This is a genomic window from Mycobacterium celatum, from assembly GCF_002101595.1.
Taxonomy (GTDB): domain Bacteria; phylum Actinomycetota; class Actinomycetes; order Mycobacteriales; family Mycobacteriaceae; genus Mycobacterium; species Mycobacterium celatum.
Genome location: NZ_LQOM01000048.1, coordinates 86,390 through 111,343, shown reverse-complemented (window position 1 = coordinate 111,343; position 24,954 = coordinate 86,390). Strand labels below are relative to the sequence as shown.

General features: G+C 65.3%; 22 protein-coding genes. 15 read left to right on the top strand and 7 right to left on the bottom strand.

The genetic code is table 11. The features are described 5' to 3' along the window. Positions 1-77: 77 nt before the first annotated feature. The 6 genes from AWB95_RS21005 to AWB95_RS20980 all read left to right on the top strand — a co-directional run bounded on the left by AWB95_RS21005 (position 78) and on the right by AWB95_RS20980 (position 5,700). The gene (locus tag AWB95_RS21005) at positions 78-551 is read left to right on the top strand and encodes a hypothetical protein (protein WP_062538190.1); all 474 of its coding nucleotides are present in this window, start codon (positions 78-80) and stop codon (positions 549-551) included. 2 nt (positions 552-553) lie between these two features. Continuing rightward, positions 554-1,300, top strand: a complete 747-nt coding sequence (locus tag AWB95_RS21000) for a gluconate 2-dehydrogenase subunit 3 family protein (protein ID WP_099539750.1) — start codon at positions 554-556, stop codon at positions 1,298-1,300. Then, entirely contained in the window at positions 1,293-2,981 is a 1,689-nt protein-coding gene (locus AWB95_RS20995) for a GMC family oxidoreductase (protein ID WP_062538188.1), read from the top strand. The genes AWB95_RS21000 and AWB95_RS20995 overlap by 8 nt, the downstream gene beginning before the upstream one ends. A 10-nt stretch (positions 2,982-2,991) precedes the next feature. Further along, complete coding sequence (locus tag AWB95_RS20990; protein WP_062538195.1) at positions 2,992-3,813, top strand: enoyl-CoA hydratase/isomerase family protein; 822 nt, start codon at positions 2,992-2,994, stop codon at positions 3,811-3,813. Positions 3,814-3,884: 71 nt separating this feature from the next. Next, a complete protein-coding gene (locus AWB95_RS20985; RefSeq protein WP_062538187.1) occupies positions 3,885-4,466 on the top strand; it encodes a DUF3000 domain-containing protein in 582 nt (193 codons plus the stop codon). 1 nt (position 4,467) lies between these two features. Further along, on the top strand, positions 4,468-5,700 hold the full coding sequence (locus AWB95_RS20980; RefSeq protein ID WP_085168598.1) for an HRDC domain-containing protein: 1,233 nt from the start codon (positions 4,468-4,470) through the stop codon (positions 5,698-5,700). 9 nt (positions 5,701-5,709) lie between these two features. Here the strand turns inward: AWB95_RS20980 and dxs are convergent, their stop codons facing one another. Further along, positions 5,710-7,623: a 1-deoxy-D-xylulose-5-phosphate synthase gene (dxs, locus tag AWB95_RS20975; protein WP_062538186.1), complete on the bottom strand. Its 1,914-nt coding sequence runs from the start codon at positions 7,621-7,623 to the stop codon at positions 5,710-5,712. 226 nt (positions 7,624-7,849) lie between these two features. On the opposite strand from dxs, the gene AWB95_RS20970 reads away from it, so the two are divergent. From AWB95_RS20970 to AWB95_RS20960, 3 genes are all read left to right on the top strand, one after another. Then, positions 7,850-9,139 (top strand): ArsB/NhaD family transporter, encoded by a 1,290-nt coding sequence (locus AWB95_RS20970; RefSeq protein WP_062538185.1) that lies wholly within the window; start codon positions 7,850-7,852, stop codon positions 9,137-9,139. Between the two features lie 49 nt (positions 9,140-9,188). Beyond that, entirely contained in the window at positions 9,189-9,632 is a 444-nt protein-coding gene (locus tag AWB95_RS20965) for a CBS domain-containing protein (protein WP_062538184.1), read from the top strand. A gap of 200 nt (positions 9,633-9,832) precedes the next feature. Further along, positions 9,833-11,122 (top strand): ArsB/NhaD family transporter, encoded by a 1,290-nt coding sequence (locus AWB95_RS20960; protein ID WP_062538183.1) that lies wholly within the window; start codon positions 9,833-9,835, stop codon positions 11,120-11,122. Positions 11,123-11,661: 539 nt separating this feature from the next. On the opposite strand, the gene AWB95_RS20955 is transcribed toward AWB95_RS20960, so the two are convergent. Next, on the bottom strand, positions 11,662-12,144 hold the full coding sequence (locus AWB95_RS20955; protein ID WP_062538182.1) for a MarR family winged helix-turn-helix transcriptional regulator: 483 nt from the start codon (positions 12,142-12,144) through the stop codon (positions 11,662-11,664). Positions 12,145-12,363: 219 nt separating this feature from the next. Here AWB95_RS20955 and AWB95_RS20950 point away from each other — a divergent pair, with 219 nt between their 5' ends. Together AWB95_RS20950 and AWB95_RS20945 are read left to right on the top strand one after the other, a co-directional pair. Beyond that, positions 12,364-13,188, top strand: coding sequence for a class I SAM-dependent methyltransferase (locus AWB95_RS20950; RefSeq protein WP_062538181.1), 825 nt, complete (start codon positions 12,364-12,366; stop codon positions 13,186-13,188). A gap of 181 nt (positions 13,189-13,369) precedes the next feature. Further along, positions 13,370-14,773 (top strand): nitrate/nitrite transporter, encoded by a 1,404-nt coding sequence (locus AWB95_RS20945; protein ID WP_062538194.1) that lies wholly within the window; start codon positions 13,370-13,372, stop codon positions 14,771-14,773. Between the two features lie 34 nt (positions 14,774-14,807). Here AWB95_RS20945 and AWB95_RS20940 read toward each other — a convergent pair whose 3' ends face one another. After that, positions 14,808-16,223 (bottom strand): chloride channel protein, encoded by a 1,416-nt coding sequence (locus tag AWB95_RS20940; protein WP_062538180.1) that lies wholly within the window; start codon positions 16,221-16,223, stop codon positions 14,808-14,810. Positions 16,224-16,469: 246 nt separating this feature from the next. Here AWB95_RS20940 and AWB95_RS20935 point away from each other — a divergent pair, with 246 nt between their 5' ends. After that, a complete protein-coding gene (locus tag AWB95_RS20935; protein WP_062538179.1) occupies positions 16,470-16,973 on the top strand; it encodes a DUF421 domain-containing protein in 504 nt (167 codons plus the stop codon). 350 nt (positions 16,974-17,323) lie between these two features. Here the strand turns inward: AWB95_RS20935 and AWB95_RS20930 are convergent, their stop codons facing one another. Both AWB95_RS20930 and AWB95_RS20925 read right to left on the bottom strand, forming a co-directional pair. Next, on the bottom strand, positions 17,324-17,977 hold the full coding sequence (locus AWB95_RS20930) for a response regulator (RefSeq protein WP_198157734.1): 654 nt from the start codon (positions 17,975-17,977) through the stop codon (positions 17,324-17,326). Between the two features lie 2 nt (positions 17,978-17,979). Continuing rightward, positions 17,980-18,984 (bottom strand): sensor histidine kinase, encoded by a 1,005-nt coding sequence (locus tag AWB95_RS20925; protein ID WP_085168597.1) that lies wholly within the window; start codon positions 18,982-18,984, stop codon positions 17,980-17,982. 371 nt (positions 18,985-19,355) lie between these two features. Here AWB95_RS20925 and AWB95_RS20920 point away from each other — a divergent pair, with 371 nt between their 5' ends. The 3 genes from AWB95_RS20920 to AWB95_RS20910 all read left to right on the top strand — a co-directional run bounded on the left by AWB95_RS20920 (position 19,356) and on the right by AWB95_RS20910 (position 21,744). Beyond that, positions 19,356-19,655, top strand: coding sequence for a PE family protein (locus AWB95_RS20920; protein ID WP_062538178.1), 300 nt, complete (start codon positions 19,356-19,358; stop codon positions 19,653-19,655). A gap of 14 nt (positions 19,656-19,669) precedes the next feature. Then, positions 19,670-20,965, top strand: a complete 1,296-nt coding sequence (locus tag AWB95_RS20915; protein WP_062538177.1) for a PPE family protein, SVP subgroup — start codon at positions 19,670-19,672, stop codon at positions 20,963-20,965. A gap of 317 nt (positions 20,966-21,282) precedes the next feature. Then, on the top strand, positions 21,283-21,744 hold the full coding sequence (locus tag AWB95_RS20910; protein WP_062538192.1) for a GbsR/MarR family transcriptional regulator: 462 nt from the start codon (positions 21,283-21,285) through the stop codon (positions 21,742-21,744). On the opposite strand, the gene AWB95_RS20905 is transcribed toward AWB95_RS20910, so the two are convergent. Together AWB95_RS20905 and AWB95_RS20900 are read right to left on the bottom strand one after the other, a co-directional pair. Further along, positions 21,741-22,919 carry a class I SAM-dependent RNA methyltransferase gene (locus AWB95_RS20905; protein WP_062538176.1) on the bottom strand — a complete coding sequence of 393 codons (1,179 nt, stop codon included), beginning with the start codon at positions 22,917-22,919 and terminating at the stop codon, positions 21,741-21,743. The genes AWB95_RS20910 and AWB95_RS20905 overlap by 4 nt on opposite strands. Further along, positions 22,916-24,910 carry an APC family permease gene (locus tag AWB95_RS20900; RefSeq protein WP_085168596.1) on the bottom strand — a complete coding sequence of 665 codons (1,995 nt, stop codon included), beginning with the start codon at positions 24,908-24,910 and terminating at the stop codon, positions 22,916-22,918. Before AWB95_RS20900 ends, AWB95_RS20905 begins: the two co-directional genes overlap by 4 nt. Between the last annotated feature and the right edge of the window lie 44 nt (positions 24,911-24,954).

Below are 24,954 nucleotides of genomic sequence, written 5' to 3'. Positions count from 1 at the left end.
AACCCGACGGCAGAACGTGGCGATCGCAAGCGCGGCGAAGCCGGGCGCAGCGGGTCGCCACAGAAAGGAGACGCTCGATGTTGCTCATGGACAAGTCTGGTGGAGGCGTGGTCGAGGAGGCCGAGTACTTCGTCGACCGGGCGTTGCGCAATATCGCCCATGGCCGTTTCGAGCGGTCGCTGTCGGGGTTGACCGCCTTCGCGGCCGTGGTGACGACCGCCGAGATCTACCTCGAGCACTACAAGGCCAGCTTCGGCAACAAGTGGATGTGGAGCCCGATCGTGGTGACCCCGCCCGTCGTGGTGGCCGGGGTGGCCGGGGTGTTCTCGAAGCGCTGGGCCAAGCGGTGGCTGCCGGTCACGGCGGGGGTCTATGCGGTGAACGGCCTGATGGGCCAGTACTTCCACGCCCGCGGGGTGGCCCGGCGGCCCGGCGGCTGGCGGCTGGCCAACTACAACGTGCCGATGGGTCCCCCGATCGCCGCGCCCGGGCTGATGAGCATCGTCGGAGCCATGGGCCTGCTCGCCGCGATCCTGCGCCGCGAGAAGTGAGCATGCCGAACAGACCCGACATCGCCAGCGGCAAACACCTGCCCAATCTGCGGCCGGACGGCAAGCCGCTGCACCCGTCGTGGCTGCCGCGCCAGCGCCGCGGCAAAACGCCGCAGATGATCGGCCGCTATCCCGACTACGACGTGCTGTCCACGATCGAGAGCTGGGACGAGGCCACCCGAAAAGTGGTGCTGGCCCGGTTGGAGGAGCCCGGGCCGCTACGGTTCTTCGACGCCACGGCCGAGCCGACGCTTCGGGCGTTCTGCGACACCGTGCTGGCTCAAGACGGCGAGCCGCGGATACCGGTGGCCGAGTTCGTCGACGCCAAGCTCGCCGACGGCCGGCTGGACGGCTTTCAGTACGACGACATGCCCGACGACCGCGACACCTGGCGGCTGGTGTTGAGCGGTTTGGATGAGGCGGCCCGGGATGCCGGCGCGGAGTCGTTTGCGGCCGCCGACGCCAAGACGCGCGAAGCGATCGTTCAGCGGTTCGCCGACGCCGAGCTGTCCGGCGGCAGCTGGGAGAAGATCAACGTCTCGCGCGCCTGGTCGGTGGTGATGCGCGGCGCGCTGTCCGCCTTCTACAGCCACCCGTGGTCGTGGAACGAGATCGGGTTCGGCGGGCCCGCCTATCCGCACGGCTTCATGCGGCTCGGCGGGGTCGGCATCCGCGAGCCCTACGAGACACCGGGTGCGACGTCCGAGGATCCGGTCGAGACCGTCGAGAAGGACGACATCGATGGGTGACTTCTGGCGCGGAATCCTGAAGGGCGCCGTCGGTCCGCGCGACAACGATTCGCGTTTCCTGCTCGACGTGCATTCCCGCGACCTGCCCGGCGAGCGCACCATGCGCCGCTATGCCGACGACGAGGAAGTCGACATGGTGATCGTGGGTGCCGGCGCGGGCGGTTCGGTGCTGGCGCAGCGGCTGGCCCGCGCCGGGTGGCGGATCGTGATCCTGGAGGCCGGGCCGTTCTGGCACCCCGACGAGGACTGGGTGTCCGACGAGGCCGGGTCGCACCAGCTGTACTGGACGCAGAAGCGGATCATCGGCGGATCGGACCCGATCGAGTTGGGCAAGAACAACTCCGGTCGCGGAGTGGGCGGCTCGATGGTGCACTACGCCGGCTACACGCCGCGCTTCCATCCCAGCGATTTCGAAACGTTCACCCGCGACCGCGTCGGCGCCGACTGGCCGATCAGCTACGCCGACCTTAAGCCGCACTATGAGCGGCTGGAGCGGGAATTGCCGGTCGCCGGGCAGGACTGGCCATGGGGCGACCCGCACCGCTACCCGCACTCGCCGCACCCGGTCGCGGCCGCGGCGCTGAAGCTGTGGGAAGGCGCGCTCAAACTCGGCATCGAGATGCGGGTGGGCCCGGTCGGGATTGTCAACGGCACGTTCGGCAACCGGCCGCACTGCATCTACCGCGGCTACTGCCTTCAGGGCTGCAAGGTCAACGCCAAGGCCAGCCCGTTCGTCACCCATCTGCCCGACGCACTGGCCCACGGCGTCGAGGTCCGGGCCAACTGCATGGCGGCACGGGTAGAGCTCGACGAGGCCGGAAACGCCAGCGGCGTCACGTATTTCGATGAAGTCGGTGGAAAGGAGCGGTTCCAGCGCGCCAAAGTGGTGGTAGTAGCGGGCTATTCGATCGAGACGCCGCGGCTGCTGCTGAACTCCACCAGCTCCAGATTCCCGAACGGGTTGTGCAACAACAGCGACCAGGTCGGCCGCTACGTGATGGTGCAGGGCGCTTCGCAAACCGCGGGCCGCTGGCCAGAGGAGTTGCGGATGTACAAGGCACCACCGCCGGAGGTGTCATCGGAGCAGTTCTACGAGACCGATCCGGATCGCGGCTTCGCCCGCGGGTTTTCCATCCAGACCGTGTCGCCGCTGCCGATCGGGTGGGCCGAACACGTGCTGGCCGACGGGCATTGGGGCGCGGCGCTGCGCGAATACATGCGCGACTACAACCACTGGGCCACCATCGGCGTGCTCAACGAGCTGCTGCCGCACCAGGACAACCGGGTTACGCTGGCCGACGAGACGGACCCGTACGGCATTCCCGTCGCCCACTTCGCTTACTCGCTGTCGGACAACGACAAGGCGAACATGGAGTACTCGACCAAGGTGATCACCAACATCCTGCACGCGGCCGACGCCCAAGACGTGCTGACGATCCAGCGGTTCGCGCATCTGATCGGCGGTGCGCGGATGGGCTCGGATCCCGAGACCAGCGTCGTCAACTCCGATCAGCGGACCTGGGCGGTGCCCAACCTGTTTTTGGCCGACGGGTCGGTGTGCCCCACGCAGGGCAGCGCCAACCCGGCGCTGACGATCATGGCGCTGGCGTCGCGGCTGGCCGAACGGATCGTGCGCGGCGACATCAAGGCCGATGACCGCCGCCTGGCGGCGCCTGCGTAACCTCGTCGATATGCCAGTACAGCAACCACCGGTCAATTACGACGAGTTCCCAAGTCTGCGAATCGAATCGGGTCCCAACGGTGTGCTCGAGGTGGTTCTCGACGCGCCCGGGCTGAATTCCGTCGGGCCTCAGATGCACCGGGACCTTGCCGAGATCTGGCCGGCCATCGACCGCGACCCCGACGTGCGAGCGGTGCTGGTCCGTGGTGAGGGCAGGGCGTTCTCCTCCGGCGGCAGCTTCGACCTGATCCAGGAAACGATGGGCGAGTTCCCCGATCGGATGCGCATCATGCGCGAGGCCCGCGACCTGGTGCTCAACATGGTCAACTTCGACAAGCCGGTGGTCTCGGCGATCCGCGGCGCCGCGGTCGGCGCCGGGCTGGTGGTAGCGCTGCTCGCCGACGTGTCGGTGGCCGGCCGCACCGCCAAGATCATCGACGGGCACACCAAGCTGGGGGTGGCCGCCGGCGATCACGCGGCGATCTGCTGGCCGCTGCTGGTCGGCATGGCCAAAGCGAAGTACTACCTGCTCACCTGCGAGCCGCTGTCCGGTGAGGAAGCCGAGCGGATCGGCCTGGTCTCGACCTGTGTCGACGACGACGAGGTGCTGGCCACCGCGACCCGCATCGCGGCCGATCTGGCCCAAGGCGCGCAAACCGCTATCCGGTTCACCAAGCACGCCCTCAACCACTGGTACCGGATGTTCGCGCCGGCCTTCGAAACCTCCCTTGGCCTGGAATTTCTTGCGTTCAGCGGGCCCGACGTGGCCGAGGGGCTGGCGGCGCACCGAGAGAAGCGACCGGCACGGTTTTCGGCGGATACCCGCCAGTAGCCGGGCGGCTGCGCGACTGAAACGGCGCGCCTGTTCCCCCCTGTCGGCGGTTGGGTCTACCGTCAAATGTCGTGACCTCAGCCGAACCGGTGCCCTTCCGCGAGGCGGTGGCGGCAATGAACGCTGCGACCGTGCGGTCCGAAATCGAGCTGGGCCCCATCCGGCCCCCCCAGCGCCTCGCGCCATACAGCTATGCGCTGGGTGCGGAGGTGAAACACCCCGACGCCACGATCGTCCCGGAGCGCTCGGAGGGTGACGCGTTCGGCCGGTTGATCCTGCTCTACGACCCCGACGGCGCCGACGCCTGGGACGGCACCATGCGCCTGGTCGCCTACATCCAGGCCGACCTGGACTCCAGCGAAGCCGTCGACCCGCTGCTGCCGGAGGTGGCGTGGAGCTGGCTGGTCGACGCACTGGATGCACGCGCCGAACACGTCACCGCGCTCGGTGGAACCGTCACCGCCACCACCTCGGTGCGCTACGGCGACATTTCCGGGCCGCCGCGCGCACACCAGTTGGAACTGCGGGCGTCGTGGACGGCGACCACCCTCGACATCGGCACGCACGTCGAGGCTTTTTGCGAGGTACTCGAGCATGCCGCGGGGTTGCCGCCGGTCGGGGTGACCGACCTCGGCTCCCGATCCCGCGCCTGACATGACCGATCCTGCGCCCGATCAAGTCGACAGCACGGAACCCGAAGCCACACCGCTGCTTCGTCCCGCCGACGGAGTGCCCGACCTGTCGGTGACCGCCACCGAGATCAAGGCGGCCGCAGACCGGCTGGCCGGCGGCCGCGGACCGTTCGCGGTGGACGCCGAGCGCGCGTCGGGGTACCGCTACTCCAACCGGGCCTACCTGATCCAGATCCGGCGGGCCGGTGCCGGCACCGTGCTCATCGATCCGGTCAGCCACGGCGGCGACTCGCTGGCCGTGCTGCGGCCCGTCGCCGAGGTGCTCGCGGAAGACGAATGGGTCCTGCATGCCGCCGACCAGGACCTGCCATGCCTGGCCGAGGTCGGCATGCGACCGCAGGCGCTGTACGACACCGAGCTGGCCGGTCGGCTGGCCGGGTTCGACCGGGTCAATCTGGCCGCCGAGGTGCAGCGGCTGCTGGGCCTCGGCTTGGTCAAGGGCCACGGCGCGGCCGACTGGTCCAAACGCCCGCTGCCGGCCGCCTGGCTGAACTACGCGGCGCTGGACGTGGAAGTTCTACTCGACCTGCGCGAGGCGATCGCCGCCGTGTTGGCCAAGCAGGGCAAAACCGCTTGGGCTGCAGAGGAATTCGAGTACCTGCGGAATTTCGTTGCGCAGCCGACGAGGCGCGACCGCTGGCGGCGCACGTCGGGCATCCACAAGGTGCGTGACCAACGGGGACTGGCCGCGGTCCGGGAATTGTGGACCGCGCGTGACCGCATCGCCCAGCAGCGCGACATCGCGCCCGGCCGGATCCTGCCGGATTCGGCGATCATCGATGCCGCCATCGCCGACCCCAAGACCGTCGACGAACTGCTGGCCCTGCCCATCTTCGGCGGGCGCAAGCAGCGCCGCGCCGCCGCGACGTGGTTGGCCGCCTTGCAGGCCGCCCGGGAGAACCCGAATTCCCTCGACGACGACCAGCCCAACGGCCCTCCGGTGCCGGCGCGCTGGGCCAAACGCAGACCCGAAGCCGCGGCGCGGCTGGAGGCGGCTCGCACGGCGCTCGCCGAGGTGGCGCAACGAGTGTCGGTGCCGATGGAGAATTTGATCTCCCCCGACCTGGTGCGACGGCTGTGCTGGGACTGGGAAGGCGGTGGCGAGGCCGCAGTCGACGAGTTTCTACGCGCCGGCCAAGCCCGGGCCTGGCAGCGGGAGCTGGTGGTTCCGGTCTTGGCCGCGGCGCTGGCTTAGTGGCGAACCTTAGTCGAGGTGCTCGCGAATCTCGGCTTCGGCCACCGAACTACCCAGGGCCGCAACCCATCCGGTGATCTGGCGGGCCACGTTCTGCTCGGTCAGGCCGACCTCGGTAAGCACCTCGCCGCGCGAGGCGTGGTCGAAGAACTGTTGCGGCAGACCAACGTCGCGGCACGGCACGTCGATCTCCGCGCGCCGCAGCGCCGCCGACACCGCGGAGCCCACACCGCCGGCCACGCCGTTATCCTCCAGCGTGGCGACCAGTTTGTGCGTCGTCGCCAAGTCACGCACCGCGTCGGCGACCGGCAGCACCCAGCGCGGGTCGATCACCGTCACGCCGATGCCCTGGTTGCGCAGCCTCTCGGCCACGGCCAGCGCCATCGACGCGAACGCCCCGACCGCCACCAGCAGCACGTCGTGGCCCAGCCCTTCGGCAGGCAGCGCCAGAACGTCCACCCCGGCACGCCGCTCGACAGCCGGAATATCTTGGCCCACATCACCTTTCGGGAACCGGATAGCGGTCGGGCCGTCGTCGACGTCGAGCGCCTCGCCGAGCTCCTCGCGCAGCCGGGTGGCGTCACGGGGCGCGGCCACCCGAATACCGGGCACGATGCCCAGCATCGACAGATCCCACATGCCGTTGTGGCTGGCGCCGTCGGGCCCGGTGATCCCCGCCCGGTCGAGCACCATGGTGACCGGCAGCTTGTGCAGCGCCACATCCATCATGATCTGGTCGAAAGCGCGGTTGAGGAACGTCGAGTAGATCGCCACCACCGGATGCAGCCCGCCCATCGCCAGACCGGCCGCCGACGTCAGCGCGTGCTGCTCGGCGATCCCGACGTCGAACAACCGGTCCGGGAACCGCTGCCCGAACGCGGCCAGCCCAGTGGGGCCGGGCATGGCCGCGGTGATCGCGACGACGTCGCGGCGCTTGGCGCCGTACTCGATCAGCGCCTCGGTGAACGTCGCCGTCCAGCCCGGGCCGGGCACCGACGTCGCCAGTCCGGTCACCGGGTCGATCACCCCGCAGGAGTGCATCTGTTCGGCTTCGTCGTTCTCGGCCGGGCCGTAGCCATTGCCCTTGCGGGTGGCGACGTGCACGAGCACCGGCCCGCCGAACCCGCGGGCACTGCGCAGCGCGGTCTCCACGGCGTGCTCGTCGTGGCCGTCGACCGGCCCGACATACTTCAGCCCGAGATCGGCGAACAGCAGCTGCGGGCTCAACGCGTCCTTCACGCCGGCCTTGACGCTGTGCATGAAGTGGTAGACCAGCTCGCCGATCACCGGCATGCCGCGCACCGCGGTGCGGCCCCGCTCCAGCAGATGCTCGTAGCTGGGCTGCAGCCGCAGCATGGCCAGGTGGTTCGCGAAGCCGCCGAATGTGGGGGCGTAGCTGCGACCGTTGTCGTTGACGACGATGATCACCGGGCGACGCGCCGCGGCGATGTTGTTCAGCGCCTCCCAGCACATGCCGCCGGTGAGCGCGCCGTCGCCGACCACCGCAACCACATGCCGGTTACGATGCCCGGTCAACTCGAACGCCTTGGCCAACCCGTCGGCGTACGACAACGCCGCGCTGGCATGGCTGGACTCCACCCAGTCGTGCTCGCTTTCGGCACGCGACGGATACCCCGACAGCCCGCCCTTCTTGCGCAGCGTCTCGAAGTCGGCGCAGCGACCGGTCAGCATCTTGTGCACATAGGCCTGATGGCCCGTGTCGAAGATGATCGGGTCGTGCGGGGAGTCGAACACCCGGTGCAGCGCCAGCGTCAGCTCGACGACGCCCAAGTTGGGCCCCAGATGCCCTCCGGTGGCGGCGACCTTGTGGATCAGGAACTCGCGGATTTCGCGAGCCAGACCGCGCAGTTCCGCCTGCGAAAGGTGTTGCAGATCGGCGGGCCCGCGGATCTGTTCAAGCATCCCGCCAGTGTAGCCAGGCTCGGCACGGATGGCCCGGCATGCTGAGCATCAACTCCGCGGCTGATATAGGTTGTTCTGCGGTGCGCCGGGAAGCCTGGTCGGCAACGTTGCCCAGCGACCCCGGAGTACACCATGGTCTTGACACCCAGTGCCGCCGCAACGCTCGGTGAGCGCGGCCTGAAACGTTGATCGCGAGCCGTTTGAGCGACGAGCGACGAGACAGCCGATGAGCGCTGCCGCCATCGCCGTGTTCGTGATCGCCTATGCGCTGATCACCTACGACCGCATCGACAAGACGCTGGTAGCGCTGGCGGGTGCGGCGGTTGTGTGCATCCTTCCGGTTATTCGCTCCGACGACATCTTCTACTCGCCCCAAACCGGAATCGACTGGGATGTCATCTTTCTGCTGCTGGGCATGATGATCATCGTCAGCGTGCTGCGACAGACCGGTGTCTTCGAATACGTCGCCATCTGGGCCGCCAAACGCGCCAAGGGCTCACCGCTGCGCATCATGATCCTGCTGGTTCTGGTCACTGCATTCGGTTCGGCGCTACTGGACAACGTCACGACGGTGTTGTTGATCGCGCCGGTCACGCTTCTGGTGTGCGACCGCCTCGAGATCAACGCCGCGCCGTTCTTGATGGCCGAGGCATTTGCGTCCAACATCGGCGGCGCGGCGACGTTGGTCGGTGATCCGCCGAACATCATCATCGCCAGCCGCGGCGGCCTGACATTCAACGACTTCCTGGTTCACCTGGCACCGGTGGTGATCATCATCATCGGAGTCCTCGCCATGATGCTGCCGCGCCTGTTTCCCGGCGCCTTCTCGGTCGACCCCGGGCGGGTCGCGGATGTGATGGCGTTGGAGGAACGCGAAGCCATCCGGGACCCGGGGCTGCTGATCAAGTGTGGTGTTGTCTTGCTGGCGGTGTTCGCTGCGTTTGTCGCACACTCGCTGCTTCATATGGACCCGTCCGTGGTCGCGTTGCTCGGCGCCGGCATCCTGATCGTGATCTCGGGTCTGGAGCGGTCCGACTATTTGTCCAGCGTCGAATGGGACACTCTGCTGTTCTTCGCCGGCTTGTTCATCATGGTTGGTGCGCTGGTCAAAACCGGTGTCATCAACCAGTTGGCGCGGTTGGCTACCACAGCGACCGGCGGCAATGCCCTGTTGACGACGATGCTGATCCTGGCCGTGTCGCTAGTCTTCAGTGGAATCGTCAACAACGTTCCGTATGCCGCGACGATGACACCGATCGTCGCCGAGTTGCTCCCGTCCGTAAACGATCATGCCTACCCGAACGTGCTGTGGTGGGCCCTTGCTCTCGGCACCGACTTCGGCGGCAATCTGACCGCGGTGGGCGCAAGCGCCAACGTCGTGATCCTCGGAATCGCCCGGCGTGCAGACAATCCCATCTCTTTTTGGGAATTCACCCGCAAAGGCGTCGTGGTCACGACGATGTCCTTGGCCCTCTCGGCGCTCTACCTCTGGGTGCGCTACTTCCTGTTGAGCTGAGAACCAGCGCACGCCCTTATTCCGGGCGGAACCGACGTATCGTCACAGTATGCGCGCAGAGGACATCGCCGAGGAATTCCCGGTCGTAGCCATCGATTCCAATGCACTGGATGCGGCCCGAATGCTTGCCGAGCACCGGCTGCCCGGGATCGTGGTCACCGACTCGTCGGGTAAGCCATACGCGGTGCTGCCGGCTTCGCAGGTCGTCCGGTTCATCGTGCCCCGCTACGTCCAAGACGACCCTTCGCTGGCCGGTGTGATCGACGAATCAATGGCCGACCGCGCAGCCGACAAGCTGGGTGGCAAGGCGGTGCGCGATGTGCTTCCCGACCACCTGCTCAACGTGCCCTCCGCCGATGCAGACGACACCATCATCGAAGTGGCCGCGATGATGGCACGGGCCAGAAGCCCGCTCATCGCGGTTGTCAAGGACGGCGCGCTGCACGGCGTGATCACCGCATCGCGCCTCCTTGCTGCGGCCCTCAAACCTTGAGCGCATCATGCCGGTACCCGCGGCTGATAGCGTGACACTTCGGTGTGCCGGGAAGCCTGGTCGGCGACGTTGTCGTACAACCAGGGAAGGGCTATGGGCTACACCGTTGACAGAACCGCGCTCGGCCCAATGCTGGAGCAATCGCCGCTCATCTCCGACGCTGTCCCGATAAGGCGCCGCGGCGAACGGCGCTGCCGCCCATGAGCATTGTCGCGGTAGCAGTTTTCGTCGTCGCCTACGCATTGATCGCCAGCGATCGGCTCAACAAGACGCTGGTAGCGCTGGGCGGCGCGGCGGTCGTTTCGATGTTGCCCGTGATCAGCTCCGCCGACGTCTTCTACTCGCATGCGACCGGAATCGACTGGGACGTCATCTTTTTGCTGCTCGGCATGATGATCATCGTCAGCGTGCTGCGGCACACGGGTGTCTTCGAATACGTCGCGATCTGGGCGGCCAAACGCGCCAACGGTTCTCCGTTACGGATCATGATCCTGCTCGTCGTGGTCATGGCGGTCGGATCAGCATTGCTGGACAACGTGACCACAGTGTTGTTGATCGCGCCGGTCACGCTGTTGGTGTGCGACAGGCTCGCAATCAACGCGGCGCCATTTCTGATGGCCGAGGTGTTCTCATCCAATATCGGTGGTGCAGCAACGCTAGTCGGTGACCCGCCCAACATCATCATCGCCAGCCGAGCGGGTTTGACGTTCAACGACTTCCTTGTCCACATGGCGCCGATCGTCGTCATCGTGTTGATCGTCTTCGTCGCACTGTTGCCGCTGTTGTTCCGCGGCTCTTTCGCTGTTGATCCTGAGCGGGTAGCCGACGTCATGTCGCTCGATGAACGCGAGGCCATTCGCGACCATGGATTGCTGGTGAAGTGCGGAGTCGTCTTGGCGCTGGTGTTCGCCGCCTTCATCGCACATCCGGTGCTTCACATGGAACCCTCGGTCGTGGCACTGCTGGGCGCCGGCATCCTCATCGTGATCTCCGGGCTGCAGCGATCGGAATATCTGTCCAACGTTGAATGGGACACGCTGCTGTTCTTCGCGGGCCTGTTCGTCATGGTCGGCGCGTTGGTGAAGACGGGGGTCATCGACGAGCTGGCGCGGGCAGCAACCGATTTGACTGGGGGCGACGAGTCATTAACCGTCATGCTCATCCTCGGCATTTCAGCACCGGTATCCGGCATCATCGACAACATTCCCTACGTCGCCACGATGACGCCGATCGTCACCGAGTTGGTTGCAGCCATGCCCGGCCCGGTCGACCCGAACACGCTGTGGTGGGCGTTGGCGATGGGTGCGGACTTCGGCGGCAACCTGACTGCCGTCGGGGCTAGCGCCAACGTCGTCATGCTCGGAATCGCCCGGCGCGCAGGCTATCCCGTCGCCTTTTGGGAATTCACCCGTAAGGGCGCATTGGTCGCCGCAGTATCCATCGCGCTCTCGGCTGGCTATCTATGGCTGCGGTACTTCGTTCTCGACTGAGCGTGTTTGAAATGTCGGCCGCGTTGATCATCTTGATCGGCTTCGATGTCATCCTGTATGCCCCTGCAGTCTCTGAAATGGAGCTTAGCGGCACAGCGCGCGTGGAGTCGAGAGGTTATGCGCGCAGCCATCCCCATGCCTCGGTGAGTTGCTCGGGGCGAAAAGTCCGTATCTCGCCGTTCATCAGCAGGTGTCAACGCCTCGGGCGCGGCGAATTCGGCCTGCAGCGCAGCGACGAGGATTGCCCTTGCACATCACGCACGACCTCGTCGAGCACCTACCCGCCGCCATGCCGTTCTAGTTGGACGCGTCAGCGTCGTGCTCTACCTTGAGCATGGGTTACCTTTTCCGAACCAGCGCGTCGGCGCTGGCGCTCTTGATCAGAACTGCTTTGACTTTCAGATCATCCCGGGGAACGTGCGCCTACTCACGTCACCTCGCCGATAACCATCCGGTTCCGAACGTTGCTCGCCCCGACACCAGTTCGGCCGCTGCATCATCCTGGTTCAGGACAAGCACCATTACCTGAGTGCATTGGTTTATGCCTCGTCATCGAGGTAGGCGGTGGGCTCTCCCCCGGCGGTGGTAAACGCGGTCAAGGCGCGCACGAGCCCGTGCCGCTCGGACTGTGGCATTCTTTCGACGATTCCGGCGATTGCGGCGCGCCGGTGAGAGGTGACCTGGCCGACAACTTTACGTCCGCGGGAAGTCAAGGCGGCCAACAGTTCACGGCGTGACGTGGGATGCGGTTTGCGGTCGATGAGGCCGGCGCTGACGAGCCGGTCGACCATCCGGCCGGCGGCCGACGGTTTCACGCCGAGGAGACCGGCCAGCGTGGCGAGGTTTATCGGGCCCCGATTGGACAAGATCACCAGGGTTCGAAACTGCGGGATGGTGATGGTCTCGTCGACCTGGGCGATCGAGTGCGCCGAGATGGCCACCAGCAATCGTGACGCAGTCAGCAATGCGTCGGTGATCGCATCCACTGACTCCTCGGCAGCCGTCGCGTTTTCGGTGGACATCGTGGCTTCCTTTTTCCGGGACTCGTTTCTCGGCGCACGTCGATTGTCGGGTTTTACAGGTGATTCACAGGATAACAGCGGGCACTATGGTGGACGTAAACTATTTCCTAGTACTACTGTAGCCAAAGAACATGACCCTGCGCGGTGGGCGATTGTTGCGCTTATGCGGCGACGACGATGTCGCCCGTGGAGAACCCTTTTCCTATCACCGGAGGACCGATGAGTATCGACACCAACACGGGCGAAGATCACACCCTGGCCAGCGACCATCGGGCAGTGTGGTCGCTGGGCGATTACGCACGCATGGCCGAGGAGGTGATGGCCCCACTCGGCCCGGTTTTAGTCAACGCGACGGGTATCGGCCCGGGCGTTCGGGTGCTCGACGTCGCCGCCGGATCAGGCAATATATCGATCCCGGCCGCCAAGGCGGGTGCCACCGTCGTGTCCAGCGACCTCACACCCGAGTTGCTGTACCGATCCCAAAAAAGGGCTGCAGCAGAGGGTGTGGCACTGGAGTGGCGGGAAGCCAACGCAGAAGCCCTGCCGTTCGCCGACGGTGAGTTCGACGTGGTGATATCCGCAATCGGCGTCATGTTCGCGCCGCATCATCAGCGCGCAGCCGACGAGCTGGTTCGGGTCTGTCGGCGCGGAGGAACGATCGGACTGATCAGTTGGACTCATGAAGGTTTCTTCGGTCAGATGCTGGCGACCATCAGGCCATATCGCCCGGTCATGTTGCCGGGTGTGCCCCCGGCAGCGCTGTGGGGACGCGAGGACTACGTGTGCGGACTACTGGGCGAGCAAGTCACCGATATCACCACCAAGCGCAGTACTTTGCGGGTCGACCGGTTCGACAGTGCCGATGCTGTACACCACTACTTCAAGAATCATTACGGTCCAACGATCAACGCCTACCGCAATATTGGCGACAACCCGGTGTTGGCTTCCACCCTCGATGCCCAACTGACCGAGCTCAGCCAGCAATACCTAGTGGACGGCGCCATGGAGTGGGAGTACCTGCTCGTCACTGCACGAAAACGATGAATCAGGCAGCGACACGACATCTATCTAGTGATCCAGCATGCACATGCCACATTGCCACGAGAAATCCCGCGGGCAGAAAGTCTTCGGTCCGGCCGCCGAAGCTGCTGGTTGGCGATGCGCACGCAGCGCTTCGTAGCGCTCCGTGGCGCTGGTGACATCGAAACCCACCGGAAAGGTGAAAATGGCTCGCTCGCACCAGATTTTGGAATGGAATCCCGAGGACGCGGTAGCCTGGGAGGCCGGTAACAAGGCGGTCGCCCGTCGCAATCTGCTCTGGATCGTCGCCTGCGACCACATCGCCTTCGGCATTTGGACGCTCTTCCCGGTGATGGTGCTGTTCATGCCGCAAAGCGTGTATGGGTTTTCCCCGGCCGACAAGTTCCTGCTCGGTGCTACCGCCACACTGGTTGCAGCGTGCCTACGCATCCCGTATTCGTTGGGCATCGCGCACTTCGGCGGCCGTAACTGGACGGTGTTCTCCATCCTGATACTGCTGATTCCGACCGCCGGCACGATCGTCCTGTTGGCCAATCCCGGCCTGCCGTTGTGGCCGTACCTCGTGTGCGCAGCGCTGACCGGAGGCGGTGGCGCCAACTACGCTGCGTCGATGACTAATACCAATTCTTTTTACCCACATCGGCTCAAAGGCTCGGCATTGGGATTCAACGCTGGCGCAGGTAATCTGGGCGTGCCCGTGATCCAGTTGGTAGGGCTGCTCGTGATTGCTTTCGCGGGCCATCGCCAACCGTACTGGGTCTGTGGGCTTTACCTCGCGCTGCTGACTGTCGTTGCGCTGGGGGCGGCGCGTTTCATGGACAATCTCGAGCACCCGACGGAGATCAGCCATCTGCGCGAGATTCTCTCCGAGCGCGACACTTGGCTCCTGGCGCTGCTCTACCTGGGCACATTCGGGTCGTGGGTCGGGTTCTCGTTCGCGTTCGGCCTGGTACTACAAGTCAACTTCGCCGCGGCCGGCCAAACGCACGCGCAGGCCGCGCTGCACTCCGCCGAATTTGCCTTCATCGGGCCAGCTTTGGGCTCGCTAGCACGAATCTATGGCGGCAGACTCGCCGACCGTATCGGAGGCAGCCGCGTCGCATTCGCCGTCTTCGCCGCCATGGGGCTAACCACCGCGTTGCTGGTCGGCGTCAGCACGATCGACGACCACAATCCCGGTCGCACGACAGCACTGACAATGATCGGCTACGTCGGCGGCTTCATGGTCCTGTTCATTCTTTCCGGGTTTGGCAATGGCGCGGTGTACAAGATGATCCCTTCTGTTTTCGACGCACGCAGCCATCTGCTGGCCGTCGGTGAAGCCGAACGCAGGCATTGGTCGGAAGCGACGTCGGGCGCCGTAATCGGCTTCGTCGCGGCGTTCGGCGCGCTCGGCGGCGTCGGAATCAACCTCGCGTTGCGACAGTCGTACCTCAGCACCGGCACAGACACGCCCGCGTTCTGGATCTTCTTGGCATTCTATGCTTTTGCTGCTGTCCTAACCTGGGCGAGGTATGTACGCCGACCGGCTTCGACGCGTTCTGAGCGGCAGCAAGCGGCCATCAAGAAAGCGATGTCACCGCTTTAAACTGCGTGCGGCGCACGGCGGCAAATCGGGGTAGCTACTCACGCGCGGAAGTGTCCGCGCGTTCGGCGGCGGCCGTTTCGCGATTGAGGCGCTGCGATCGGTAAATGCTGACGCCGCTGTGGGACATCAGCAGTGACGCGATACCCACCGCGATGATGGCTCCGGGTATCGCCGCGAATGATCCGGTCATTTCGGCCACCATGATCATGATGGCCAGTGGTGCATGGGCCACGCTGCCGAAGCACGCCATCATCCCCACCACCACGAAGATGCCGGGGTCGTCTGGCACTCCGGGAAGGTCGAAGACGTCGGCCACCCGCCAGATCGCTGCCCCGACAAACGCGCCGATCACGATGCCGGGGCCGAAGATCCCGCCCGATCCGCCAGTACCAATCGATAGCGACGTGGCAACGATTTTGGCGATCGGCAGGACTACGACGATCCACAACGGAATCGTCATCAGCGTTTGGCGCGTGATCGCTTCTTGAACCCAGCCGTAGCCGCTGCTGAGGATTTGAGGGATCAACAGCCCTAGTAGCCCGACCAGCAGTCCGCCGACGGCGGGCTTGAGCACCCCGCCGGGGAGTCGATCGGTCAACGCCACCATCCAATAGAAGACGCGGGCATACAGATAGCCGATCGCGGCGGCGACAAGACCGATTACTGCGAACCAAAGCAGCGGCCAGGCTGACTCGAAGCGGTATTCGGCGTCGACAAAGCCGAACAGAGGCTCGAAACCCATGATCGAACCCAGCACTGCATATGCCGTCGCCGACGCGATGAAACCGGGTACCAGCGCGCGGTATTCGAGGTCTTCTCGATAGATGATCGACGTAGCCAGCACGGCTCCGCCCAACGGCGCGCCGAAAATGGCGCCGATGCCTGAGCCGATGCCGATGGCAACTGCGATCCTGCCGTCCTCGTCGGACAAGTTGAGCTTTCGGGTCAGCAGCGATCCGAAACCTGCCGATATCTGGGCCGTAGGACCTTCACGGCCACCCGAACCGCCCGAGCCGATGGTCAGTGCACTCGCCACCATCTTCACTAGCACCACTCGGCTGCGGATGTTGGCAGGATAGCTGTGGACCGCCTCGATCGCCTCGTCTGTGCCGTGGCCTTCGGCTTCCGGGGCAAGCCAGGCGACAATGCTCGCTGACAACAACGCACCGGCTGTCGTGACCAACGGAATGGCCCACGGTCGGTGGAAGCCGGAGGAGGCGTGGTTGCCGTCCTCACCGACCGGGGTGGGGATGTGGTAGCCCGCCAGATAACCGAGGAGGAACTCGCTGGCGTATTTCAGTAACAGGAAGAAGACCACCGCCCCGGCGCCCGCGATGACGCCGATCGCGATGCCGAGGACGAGCCACTTGCGTACGTAGTCAGAACTGCGGATGAATGCGCTCAATCGCCCGCCGGTGTCGTCGGGATCAGTCTCTTTCGCCGCCGGCACCGTTCGGATGCTATCAGCGCAGGCACGGGGGTTCGTGACCAATGGCCAGCGAACCGACTACGGCAACTGTCGGTGCGGCCAATACCGCGTTTATCGACCATGAAGCCGGGCGATCCGCTACACCACCGCATTAGCGGTGTGCCGGTCCCAACGACAGGAGATCACAATGGTGCAAGGCAAGGCGCGTTTCCCGGAAACCTCTACACACGCTCATGGCGACTCGGCCCAACGGGGTGGGTGGTTGTGATGCGAGAGGTGGTGCTGCAGTTATTCGATGGATGGCGTCCCGCTGGCTACGCAGCACTCAAGGCGCTTGCACTATTTGTCACCGCGGCAGGGGCTTTCCGCTTTACTCTGCGCCGCACAATCGCTGCGCTCACACCGTTCGATTGGGTAACCGCCGTCGCGATCGGCGCCGTCATCGGCCGCACCGCTACCGCCGCGAATACGTCGTGGTTCACCGGGGCTGCGGCGCTGCTGACATTGATCGCCGCGCACGATATCGTCGCTCGCCTTCGCTTCATTCCGTGGATGCGCCGCGCGGTTGACAAACCCGTGCGGGTGCTGATCCGCGACGGGCAGTTGCACGAGGCCAACATGAAGCGATGCGGCATTACCCGCGTCGACCTCGACGCGATCCTGCGCGAGCACGGGCATCAAACGCCCGAGAATATCCGCCTGGCTTTGTTTGAATCCAAAGGCGCCGTATCGATCGTGCCTAAACCCCCGGCGCCGGGAAGTTCGCCGTGACAAAGTGCAGCCGACATGGACGCTAATCCGGCCGCGGATGGTTCAATGCCGAGTTGATCGGGTATGCAAGCAGTTAGCGCAGGCGCTCTAGTCGTGCAGACACGGCAAAAGCACTGCGACAAAGGTGAAATCGGGTGAGCACCGGCGGTGAGCCAGCATGTCAATCGAGAACTCCGCCACCGAAACCTGTGGTGTGCCATCGTGATCCGGCTGAGTGCCACCAAACTGTCGCCTGATGTCTTTTCGGTCGTGACGTGGCCAAGGCCTACATCGGCGGCCTAGGCGCCGCGCTTTGGAGCCTTGGGAAGCATGTCGTCTGCAGGTAGATAAACGCCACTCCGTGGCGGCCGTCAGGGCTCGATCAAGCCGGTCCGGATCGCGTAACGGGTAAGTGCCAAGCGGTCGTGCAGGCCGAGCTTCTGCAGGATGTTTGTTCGGTGCTGGTCCACTGTCTTCGCGCTAATGCCAAGGGTGTTCGCGATTTCACGCGCTGAGTAACCTTCGGCGATCAGTTTCAGCACTTCCTCCTCGCGCGGCGTAAGGATTGTGTTCGGCAATCCGTCTCCGTGTTGCGCGAGGCGAAGGTACTCCCGGATCAGCGCGGTCACCGCACCGGCATACAGAAACGGCTCTCCACGCATCGTCGCCCGGCACGCCTCCAGTAGGTCACGGTCGGCGACCGATTTGAGAACGTAGCCGGACGCGCCGGCCTTGAGGGATTCGAAGAAGTATTGTTCGTTGTCGTACATCGACAGGATGAGGATCCGCACTTGCGGGTGCCTGCGGTTTATCTCCCGCGCGGCCTGCAGCCCCGTCATCCGCGGCATCGCGATGTCCAGGATCGCCAGGTCGACCGGGTTACCGTCAATGGCCGCGAGCGCCTCACATCCGTCGGCGGCCTGCGCCACCACACGCAGGTCGGGTTCGGCATCGAGGATCCTCTGCAAGCCGCTTCTGACCAGCGCGTGATCATCGGCGAGCAGGATGCGCACCAACTGGGACACCGTTACTTGCTCCAACCGGTCGACAGCGGCACCACCAGCCTGACTTCGGTGCCCCCGTTACTCGGTGAGGTGATCGTCAGGGTGGCATTCACCAGCAGGGCGCGTTCGCGCATGCCGCGGATCCCTGCACCTTCGGAGACCACCCCTCCGTGGCCGTTGTCGGCGATTCGCAGCGTGAGTTCTTCCGAGGTCGTGTGCAAGTCCAACCAGGCCTTGTGGGCGCCGGAATGACGGGCGATATTGGTCAAGCTTTCCTGCGCGATGCGGTAGCAGACCAACTCGATGTCGGGCTTCAGCCTGTCGGCTTGCGACGCGATGTGTTTGACGACCTCGACGCCGGTCGCTTGGGCGAACTCGTTGCATACCGCATGCAGGGCGCTCGGCAAGCCAAGGTCTTCGAGCGCGTCCGGGCGCAGCTGGCGAGCGATGCGACGCACCTCATCGAGGCTGGCGCGCAACGTTTCCTGGGTCTCCTCGAGTTCGCGGCGTATCCCGGGAGGTGCGCCATCAACCGTCCGTCTGAGCGTGAGCAGTGCGACAGTGAGGGTTTGGCCGATCTCGTCGTGCAACTCCCGAGCGATCCGCTGGCGCTCGTTCTCTTGCGCGGTGAGCGCCGCCGCACTTGCCGATGTCCGCTCTGTTTCCAACCTGTCCAGCATCGCGTTGAAGGACATGATGAGGTCATGTAGGTCGCCCCGGTCGTGCAGGCGGGCGCTCCGCCGGGGTGGATCCACCCGCGACATCGACGCGGGGAGCCGATCCAGAGGGGCAAGCCTCGACCGCAGCAAGAGCGCGTTGGCTGTCAGCATGACAGCCAACCCAACGCCGAGGACAGGAATCTCGGTCAGCTTGATGGGCGCCGACAGGGTTGCCGGCGAAACGACGAACACGAGTGTGCCCAGGGTAAAGATCAGACCGTTGACTAACACCACCCAACGGAACAGGCCGCCCGCCGGGATTCTCGTTCGTTGCCGAAACGCGTCGATGACCGCTGCCTGACGCTTCATGCCACCAGCCTGATCCGGGCCGCAGAGGTTTGTCCATACAGGTTTCGTCCCCCGACGAATAGGTGTCAGACCCGATAGCTATTAGCCCGGTTTGCGACCGAGACTAAGTGTCAAGGGCGCCGATGTGTGTCGATCGGATTACAGCGCCCGGCAGTGGCATTCTGCGCGGGGCGCCGCCCGGGGGAGGGCGCTCGTCGTGTCCGTTGGCTTGTCGCACCGGCGCCCGCGAACGTACGAACACCCTGTTCGCGAGTGGTACCGCAAGATCGTGTTCGACACCGCGAGGTCGACCACACGATTAGGTGTCATCAGTGCAAATTCATTTGAAGCCAACGGTTGGGGGAAGGAATTAATCAAGTTAGGAGGAAGAGATGTCGTTCGTGACCACGCAGCCGGAGACGTTGGCGGCGGCGGCCGGCGACTTACAGGGCATCGGTTCCGCTGTGGCCGCCGCAAACGCGACCGCGGCTGCCCCGACAACCGGAGTGATCCCAGCTGCCGCTGATGAGGTGTCGGCGCTGACCGCGGCGAGATTCGTGGCTCAAGCTCAGCTGTATCAGGCGATCAGCTCCCAGGCCGTGGCGATCCACGAACAATTCGTGGCCACCATGAGCACGAGCGCGGGATCGTACGCCGCCACCGAAGCTGCCAACGCAATCGCGGCCAGCTAAGGAACTGGGCAGCAATGGAATTCGCGATCTTGCCCCCCGAGGTCAACTCCGCCAGGATTTATGCGGGCCCCGGGTCGGGACCGATGCTAGCCGCCGCGGCGGCCTGGGACGGGCTGGCCGCGGAGTTGGGCTCGGCAGCCGCCTCATATGAGGCGGTAATCTCCCAGCTGGCCGGGGGGTGGCTGGGTCCCGCATCAACGGCTATGGCGGGCGCGGCCGCACCGTACGCAGCGTGGATGCACACCACCGCAATCCAAGCCGAGCAGACCGCTAGCCAGGCCAAGGCCGCCGCGGCCGCTTACGAAACCGCGTTCGCGATGACGGTGCCGCCACCAGTCGTCGCCGCCAATCGCGCTCAGTTGGCCGCGCTGGTGGCAACGAACTTCTTGGGTCAAAACACTCCGGCGATCGCGGCCACTGAGGCGCACTACGCCGAAATGTGGGCCCAAGATGCCGCGGCCATGTATGGCTATGCCGGCAGCGCGGCCGCCGCCTCGCAGCTGACGCCGTTCACCCCGCCGGATCAGGCCACTAACCCGGGCGGCCCGGCCGGTCAGGCCGCAGCGGTGGCGCAGGCCACCGGCACCGCCGCCGGCACCCGCGTGGCCCCGGTTGTCTCGTCAATCTCTGCAGTGCCCCAAACACTGCAGAGCCTGGCGTCACCAGCGGCATCGAGTCCAGTCGATGCGCTCGCACCGCTGGCAGCACCGGCCCTCACCGCCAGCCCCGCGTTGACCATGGCGGCGGCCGGCCTTGGGGCCGACCTTATCGGCTCATTCGGGATTGATTCGGCCGGCTCTTTCGGTGTGGATTCGGCCGGGGTGGCTGTTGCTCTTCAGGCCGCGCAGATCGACACCGGAGGCGTCTTCCCAGGTTTTACCCCGTTTCCAGGCTGGGGGTGGCCACCGCCGGTGTCCGCGAGCATGGGCCAGGCCGCTTCGGTTGGTGCGTTGTCGGTTCCGCAGTCATGGGCAGCAGCGGCTCCGGCGTTCCGTCAAGTCGCCGCAGCGCTGCCGATGACCACGGCCGCCGCGGCCCCGGAGGTTGCGGCAGCAGGCTCGGGGCAGCTTTTCAGCGAGATGGCCCTGGCGAGCATGGCCGGCCGCGCCCTCGGCGGCACCGCCGGACTGGGCCGCAGGGAACGCTCGGCGTCGACACCGTGCGCCCGCACTGAACCATTGCATAGGTCACCGAGAGGCCCGGTAACGGGAATCGCCGCCGAACTACGCGAACTCGCCGAACTGCGGGACTCCGGGATTCTGACCGAGGAAGAATTCACAGAACAGAAGCGACGCCTTCTCGGTCAGTAACCGCGCCTCACCGAAGGTGTGTCGATGAGCGCAGCCCACAGCCCGCAAGCGGTTTGATGGATGACACCAACGGCAGCCGATGCCAACGTTGACGGAATCGACGGGGGACGGTGGGGACGAGCCCGGTGGCCCAGCTGGCAGGCAGGATGGTGTCGAAAGTGTCGTGGCCGGTGTATCGGCTGCCCGACGAAGACCGACGTTCGGTCATGGACGCGCTGATGGTGTCGCCTAGTTCCGACCAGACTTCCCGAAGCGCTGCGGACAACTATACTGAAGCTTCAGAAATTACTGAAATTTCTATGAGCGGAAGGTTCGTCATGGCCGACAGACCTGGACCGCAGCACGCCGCCGAACAGCTCGCGCTGGTGCTCACCAACCACGGATTACAGCGGATGACGGCCCGGGTGCTGGCAGCTCTGCTGTTCACCGAGCAGACCACCATCACGTCGGGCGAGTTGGCGGAGCGGTTGCAGGCCAGCTCGGGCGCGATCTCGAGCGCCATCAAGATGCTCACCTCGGTCGGTCTGGCCGAGCGGGTGCCCGCACCGGGTAGCCGACGGGATCATTACCGACTGCGCGACGACGCCTGGGCGGTGCTGTTCACGAACCAGAATGTCGTGATCTCAGCCATGCAAGCCGCGGCCGAAGCCGGAATCGCGGCGACCGGACCGGACAGCATTGCCGGGCAACGGCTTACCCGGATGCATGACTTCTATGCCTTCCTGCTGGGTGAGATCCCGGCGTTGTTGGAACGCTGGCGCGATCAGTCGTCGCGTTAGCGGGTCAACAACGCGACGCCCTCGACGTGATGGGTCAACGGGAACGAGTCGAACACCCGGATGTTCTCGACGACGTAGCCCTGGTTGCGGTACAAGCCGATGTCCCGAGCGAACGACGCTGCCTCGCAACCGATATGCACAATCCGGGGCACCTCGGCGGCGGCCAGCAGATCGATGACCTCGCGGCCCGCGCCTGAGCGCGGCGGATCCAGGACGGCCACATCGGCGCGAGTGTGTTCTGCGGTCAGCGCCCGGCGTACCGAATCGTTGACCACATGCACCTGCGGGAGATCCGACAGTGCGGCGCGCGCCGCCCGCGCCGCCGCCCGCGACGTGTCGACGCTGACCACCCGCCCGTTCTCACCGACCGCGTCGCCCAGCACCGCGGCGAACACCCCCGCGCCGCCGTAGAGGTCCCAGGCCGTCATGCCCCGACCGAGTTGGGCCCAGTCGGCGACCAGCGTGCTGTAGCACCGCGCCGCGTCGCGGTGGGCCTGCCAGAAGGCGGTCACCGGCACCCGCCAGCTGCGGCGGCCCACCCGCTGCACACCCTGGTAGCTGCCCTCGATGACGTCGGTCGACGTGCGCCTGCCCTGCCGCGCGGTGCACACCACATGACGCTGACAGTCGTCGTCGACGGCGACGTGCACGTGTACACCGGGCGGCCAGTCCAGCGCGTCCAGACCGTCGGTCATCCCGGTGTGCAGCTGAGCGCAGTTCAGCTCGGTGACAAGTTCGTCGCTGTGGTAGCGGTGAAAACCGGCGCGTCCGTCGGCACCCACATCCAGCCGCACCCGGGTACGCCAGCCGGTCGGCCCGGTCGGCGACAACGGTTCGGCGACACCGTACCAGTGGTAATCGCCAAGGCGCGCAAGCTGATTGGCCACCACGTCGGCCTTGATCGCGCGCGCCGCCGCCGGCTGGACGAACGCCAGGTCGCAACAGCCCGCACCGTCCACACCGGCGATTGGACACAACGATTCCACCCGATCGTCCGATGGTTCGATCACTTCGATGGTCTCGGCGTGCCAGTACGAGCCCCGGTCCGCCGTGACCCGCGCCCGCACCCGTTCGCCGGGCAGCGCATAGCGGACGAACACCACCCGGCCGTCGTGGCGGGCCACGCAGCTGCCTCCGTTCGCCGGCGCGCCGACGGTCAGGGTCAGTTCGGTCAATCGAAGATTCCCCGCCGGGCATCGCCCGGAGCCACGTGCGGCTGCCACGCCTTGAGCCGCTCCGACGACGTCAGCTGCCACGGAACCGATGTCACCATCACGCCGGGCATGAACAGCAGCCTGCCCTTGAGCCGCAGCGCACTTTGGTTGTGCAGCAACTGTTCCCACCAGTGGCCCACCACGTACTCCGGGATGAACACTGTCACCACGGTGCGCGGCGACTCCTTGCTGACCCGTTTGACGTAGTCGAGCACCGGCCGGGTCACCTCGCGATACGGCGATGCAATGACCTTGAGGGGCACGGAGATGTCGCTGTCTTCCCAGTTGTGCACCAGCTCACGGGTTTCCGCGTCGTCGACGCTGACGGTGACCGCCTCCAGCACGTCGGGACGGGTTGCGCGGGCGTAGGCCAGTGCCCGCAATGTCGGCAGGTGCAACTTCGACACCAGCACCAGGGCGTGGTTACGGCTGGGCAACACCACGCCTTCGTCTTCGGCGGCTTGCCGCTGGAGTTCGCGGCTGACTGCGTCGTAGTGCTTGCGGATCGCTTTCATCATGATGAACAGCGCCGTCATGGCCACCACCGCAATCCATGCTCCGGCAAGGAATTTGGTGACCAGCACGACGAGCAGCACCGTGCCGGTGGACACGAAGCCGATGGTGTTGACCACCCGGGAGCGCATCATCTTGCGGCGGGCACCCGGGTCGGTTTCGCTGCGCAGCAACCGGGTCCAGTGCTTGACCATCCCGATCTGGCTCAGCGTGAACGAAATGAACACACCGACGATGTAGAGCTGGATGAGTGCAGTGACCTGTGCGCGGAAGGCAATGACCGCCGCCAGGGCCGCCACCGCCAAGAACACGATCCCGTTGGAGAAAGCCAACCGGTCCCCGCGGGTGTGCAATTGGCGGGGCAGGTAGCTGTGCTGCGCCAGCACCGAGCCGAGAACGGGAAAACCGTTGAACGCAGTGTTGGCCGCCAGCACCAGGATCAGGGCGGTCACAGTGGCAATCAGCAGCAGCCCGAGATGGAAGCTGCCGAACACAACTTCTGCCACCTGCGCGACCAGAGTCTTCTGGTTGTAATCCGGCGGTGCGCCGCTCAGCTGCTTGGCCGGGTCGTCGACCACCTGCACCCCAGTCTTCTTCGCCAGCACGATGATCCCCATGAACAGCGTCACCGCGATCGTGCCTAGCATAAACAACGTCGTTGCGGCATTGCGGGACTTGGGTTTCCGAAATGCCGGCACCCCGTTGCTGATGGCCTCCACACCGGTCAGCGCCGCACATCCGGAAGAGAACGACCGAGCGACCAGGAAAACCAACGCGACTCCGACGACCTTGCCGTGCTCGGAATGCATCTGGAATCCAGCGGATTCGGCAGTCAAGGTGTCACCCAGCACGTAAATCCGGAACAGTCCCCAAACGAGCATGGTGCAGATCCCAACGATGAAGGCGTACGTCGGGATGGCGAACGCCACCCCGGACTCCCTGACCCCCCGCAGGTTCATGGCCGTCATCACCAGGATCGCGCTCACCGCGTACAACACCTTGTGGTCGGCCACGGACGGGATCGCCGAGCCGATGTTCGAGATCGCCGAGGATATCGAGACAGCAACGGTAAGAACGTAATCCACCATCAGCGCACTCGCGACCACGAGCCCTGGGGTGGAGCCCAAGTTGCTGGTGACCACTTCGAAGTCACCACCGCCGGACGGGTAGGCGTGCACGTTCTGGCGATAGCTGGCCACCACGACCAACATGACCACGGCCACTGCCAGACCGATCCAGGGTGTCAACGAGTAGGCGGCCAGGCCCGCCACCGAGAGCATCAGGAAGATCTCCTCGGGCGCGTAGGCCACCGACGACAGTGCATCCGAGGCGAATACAGGCAAAGCGATCCGCTTGGGCAGCAGGGTATGACTCAGCCGATCGCTGCGAAACGGCCGACCCAACACCAACCGGCGCGCCGCCGTCGAAAGTTTGGACACGAGAGCCAAGAGTAAGCCCACCGGGCGCTGGCGGTAGCGTTCCC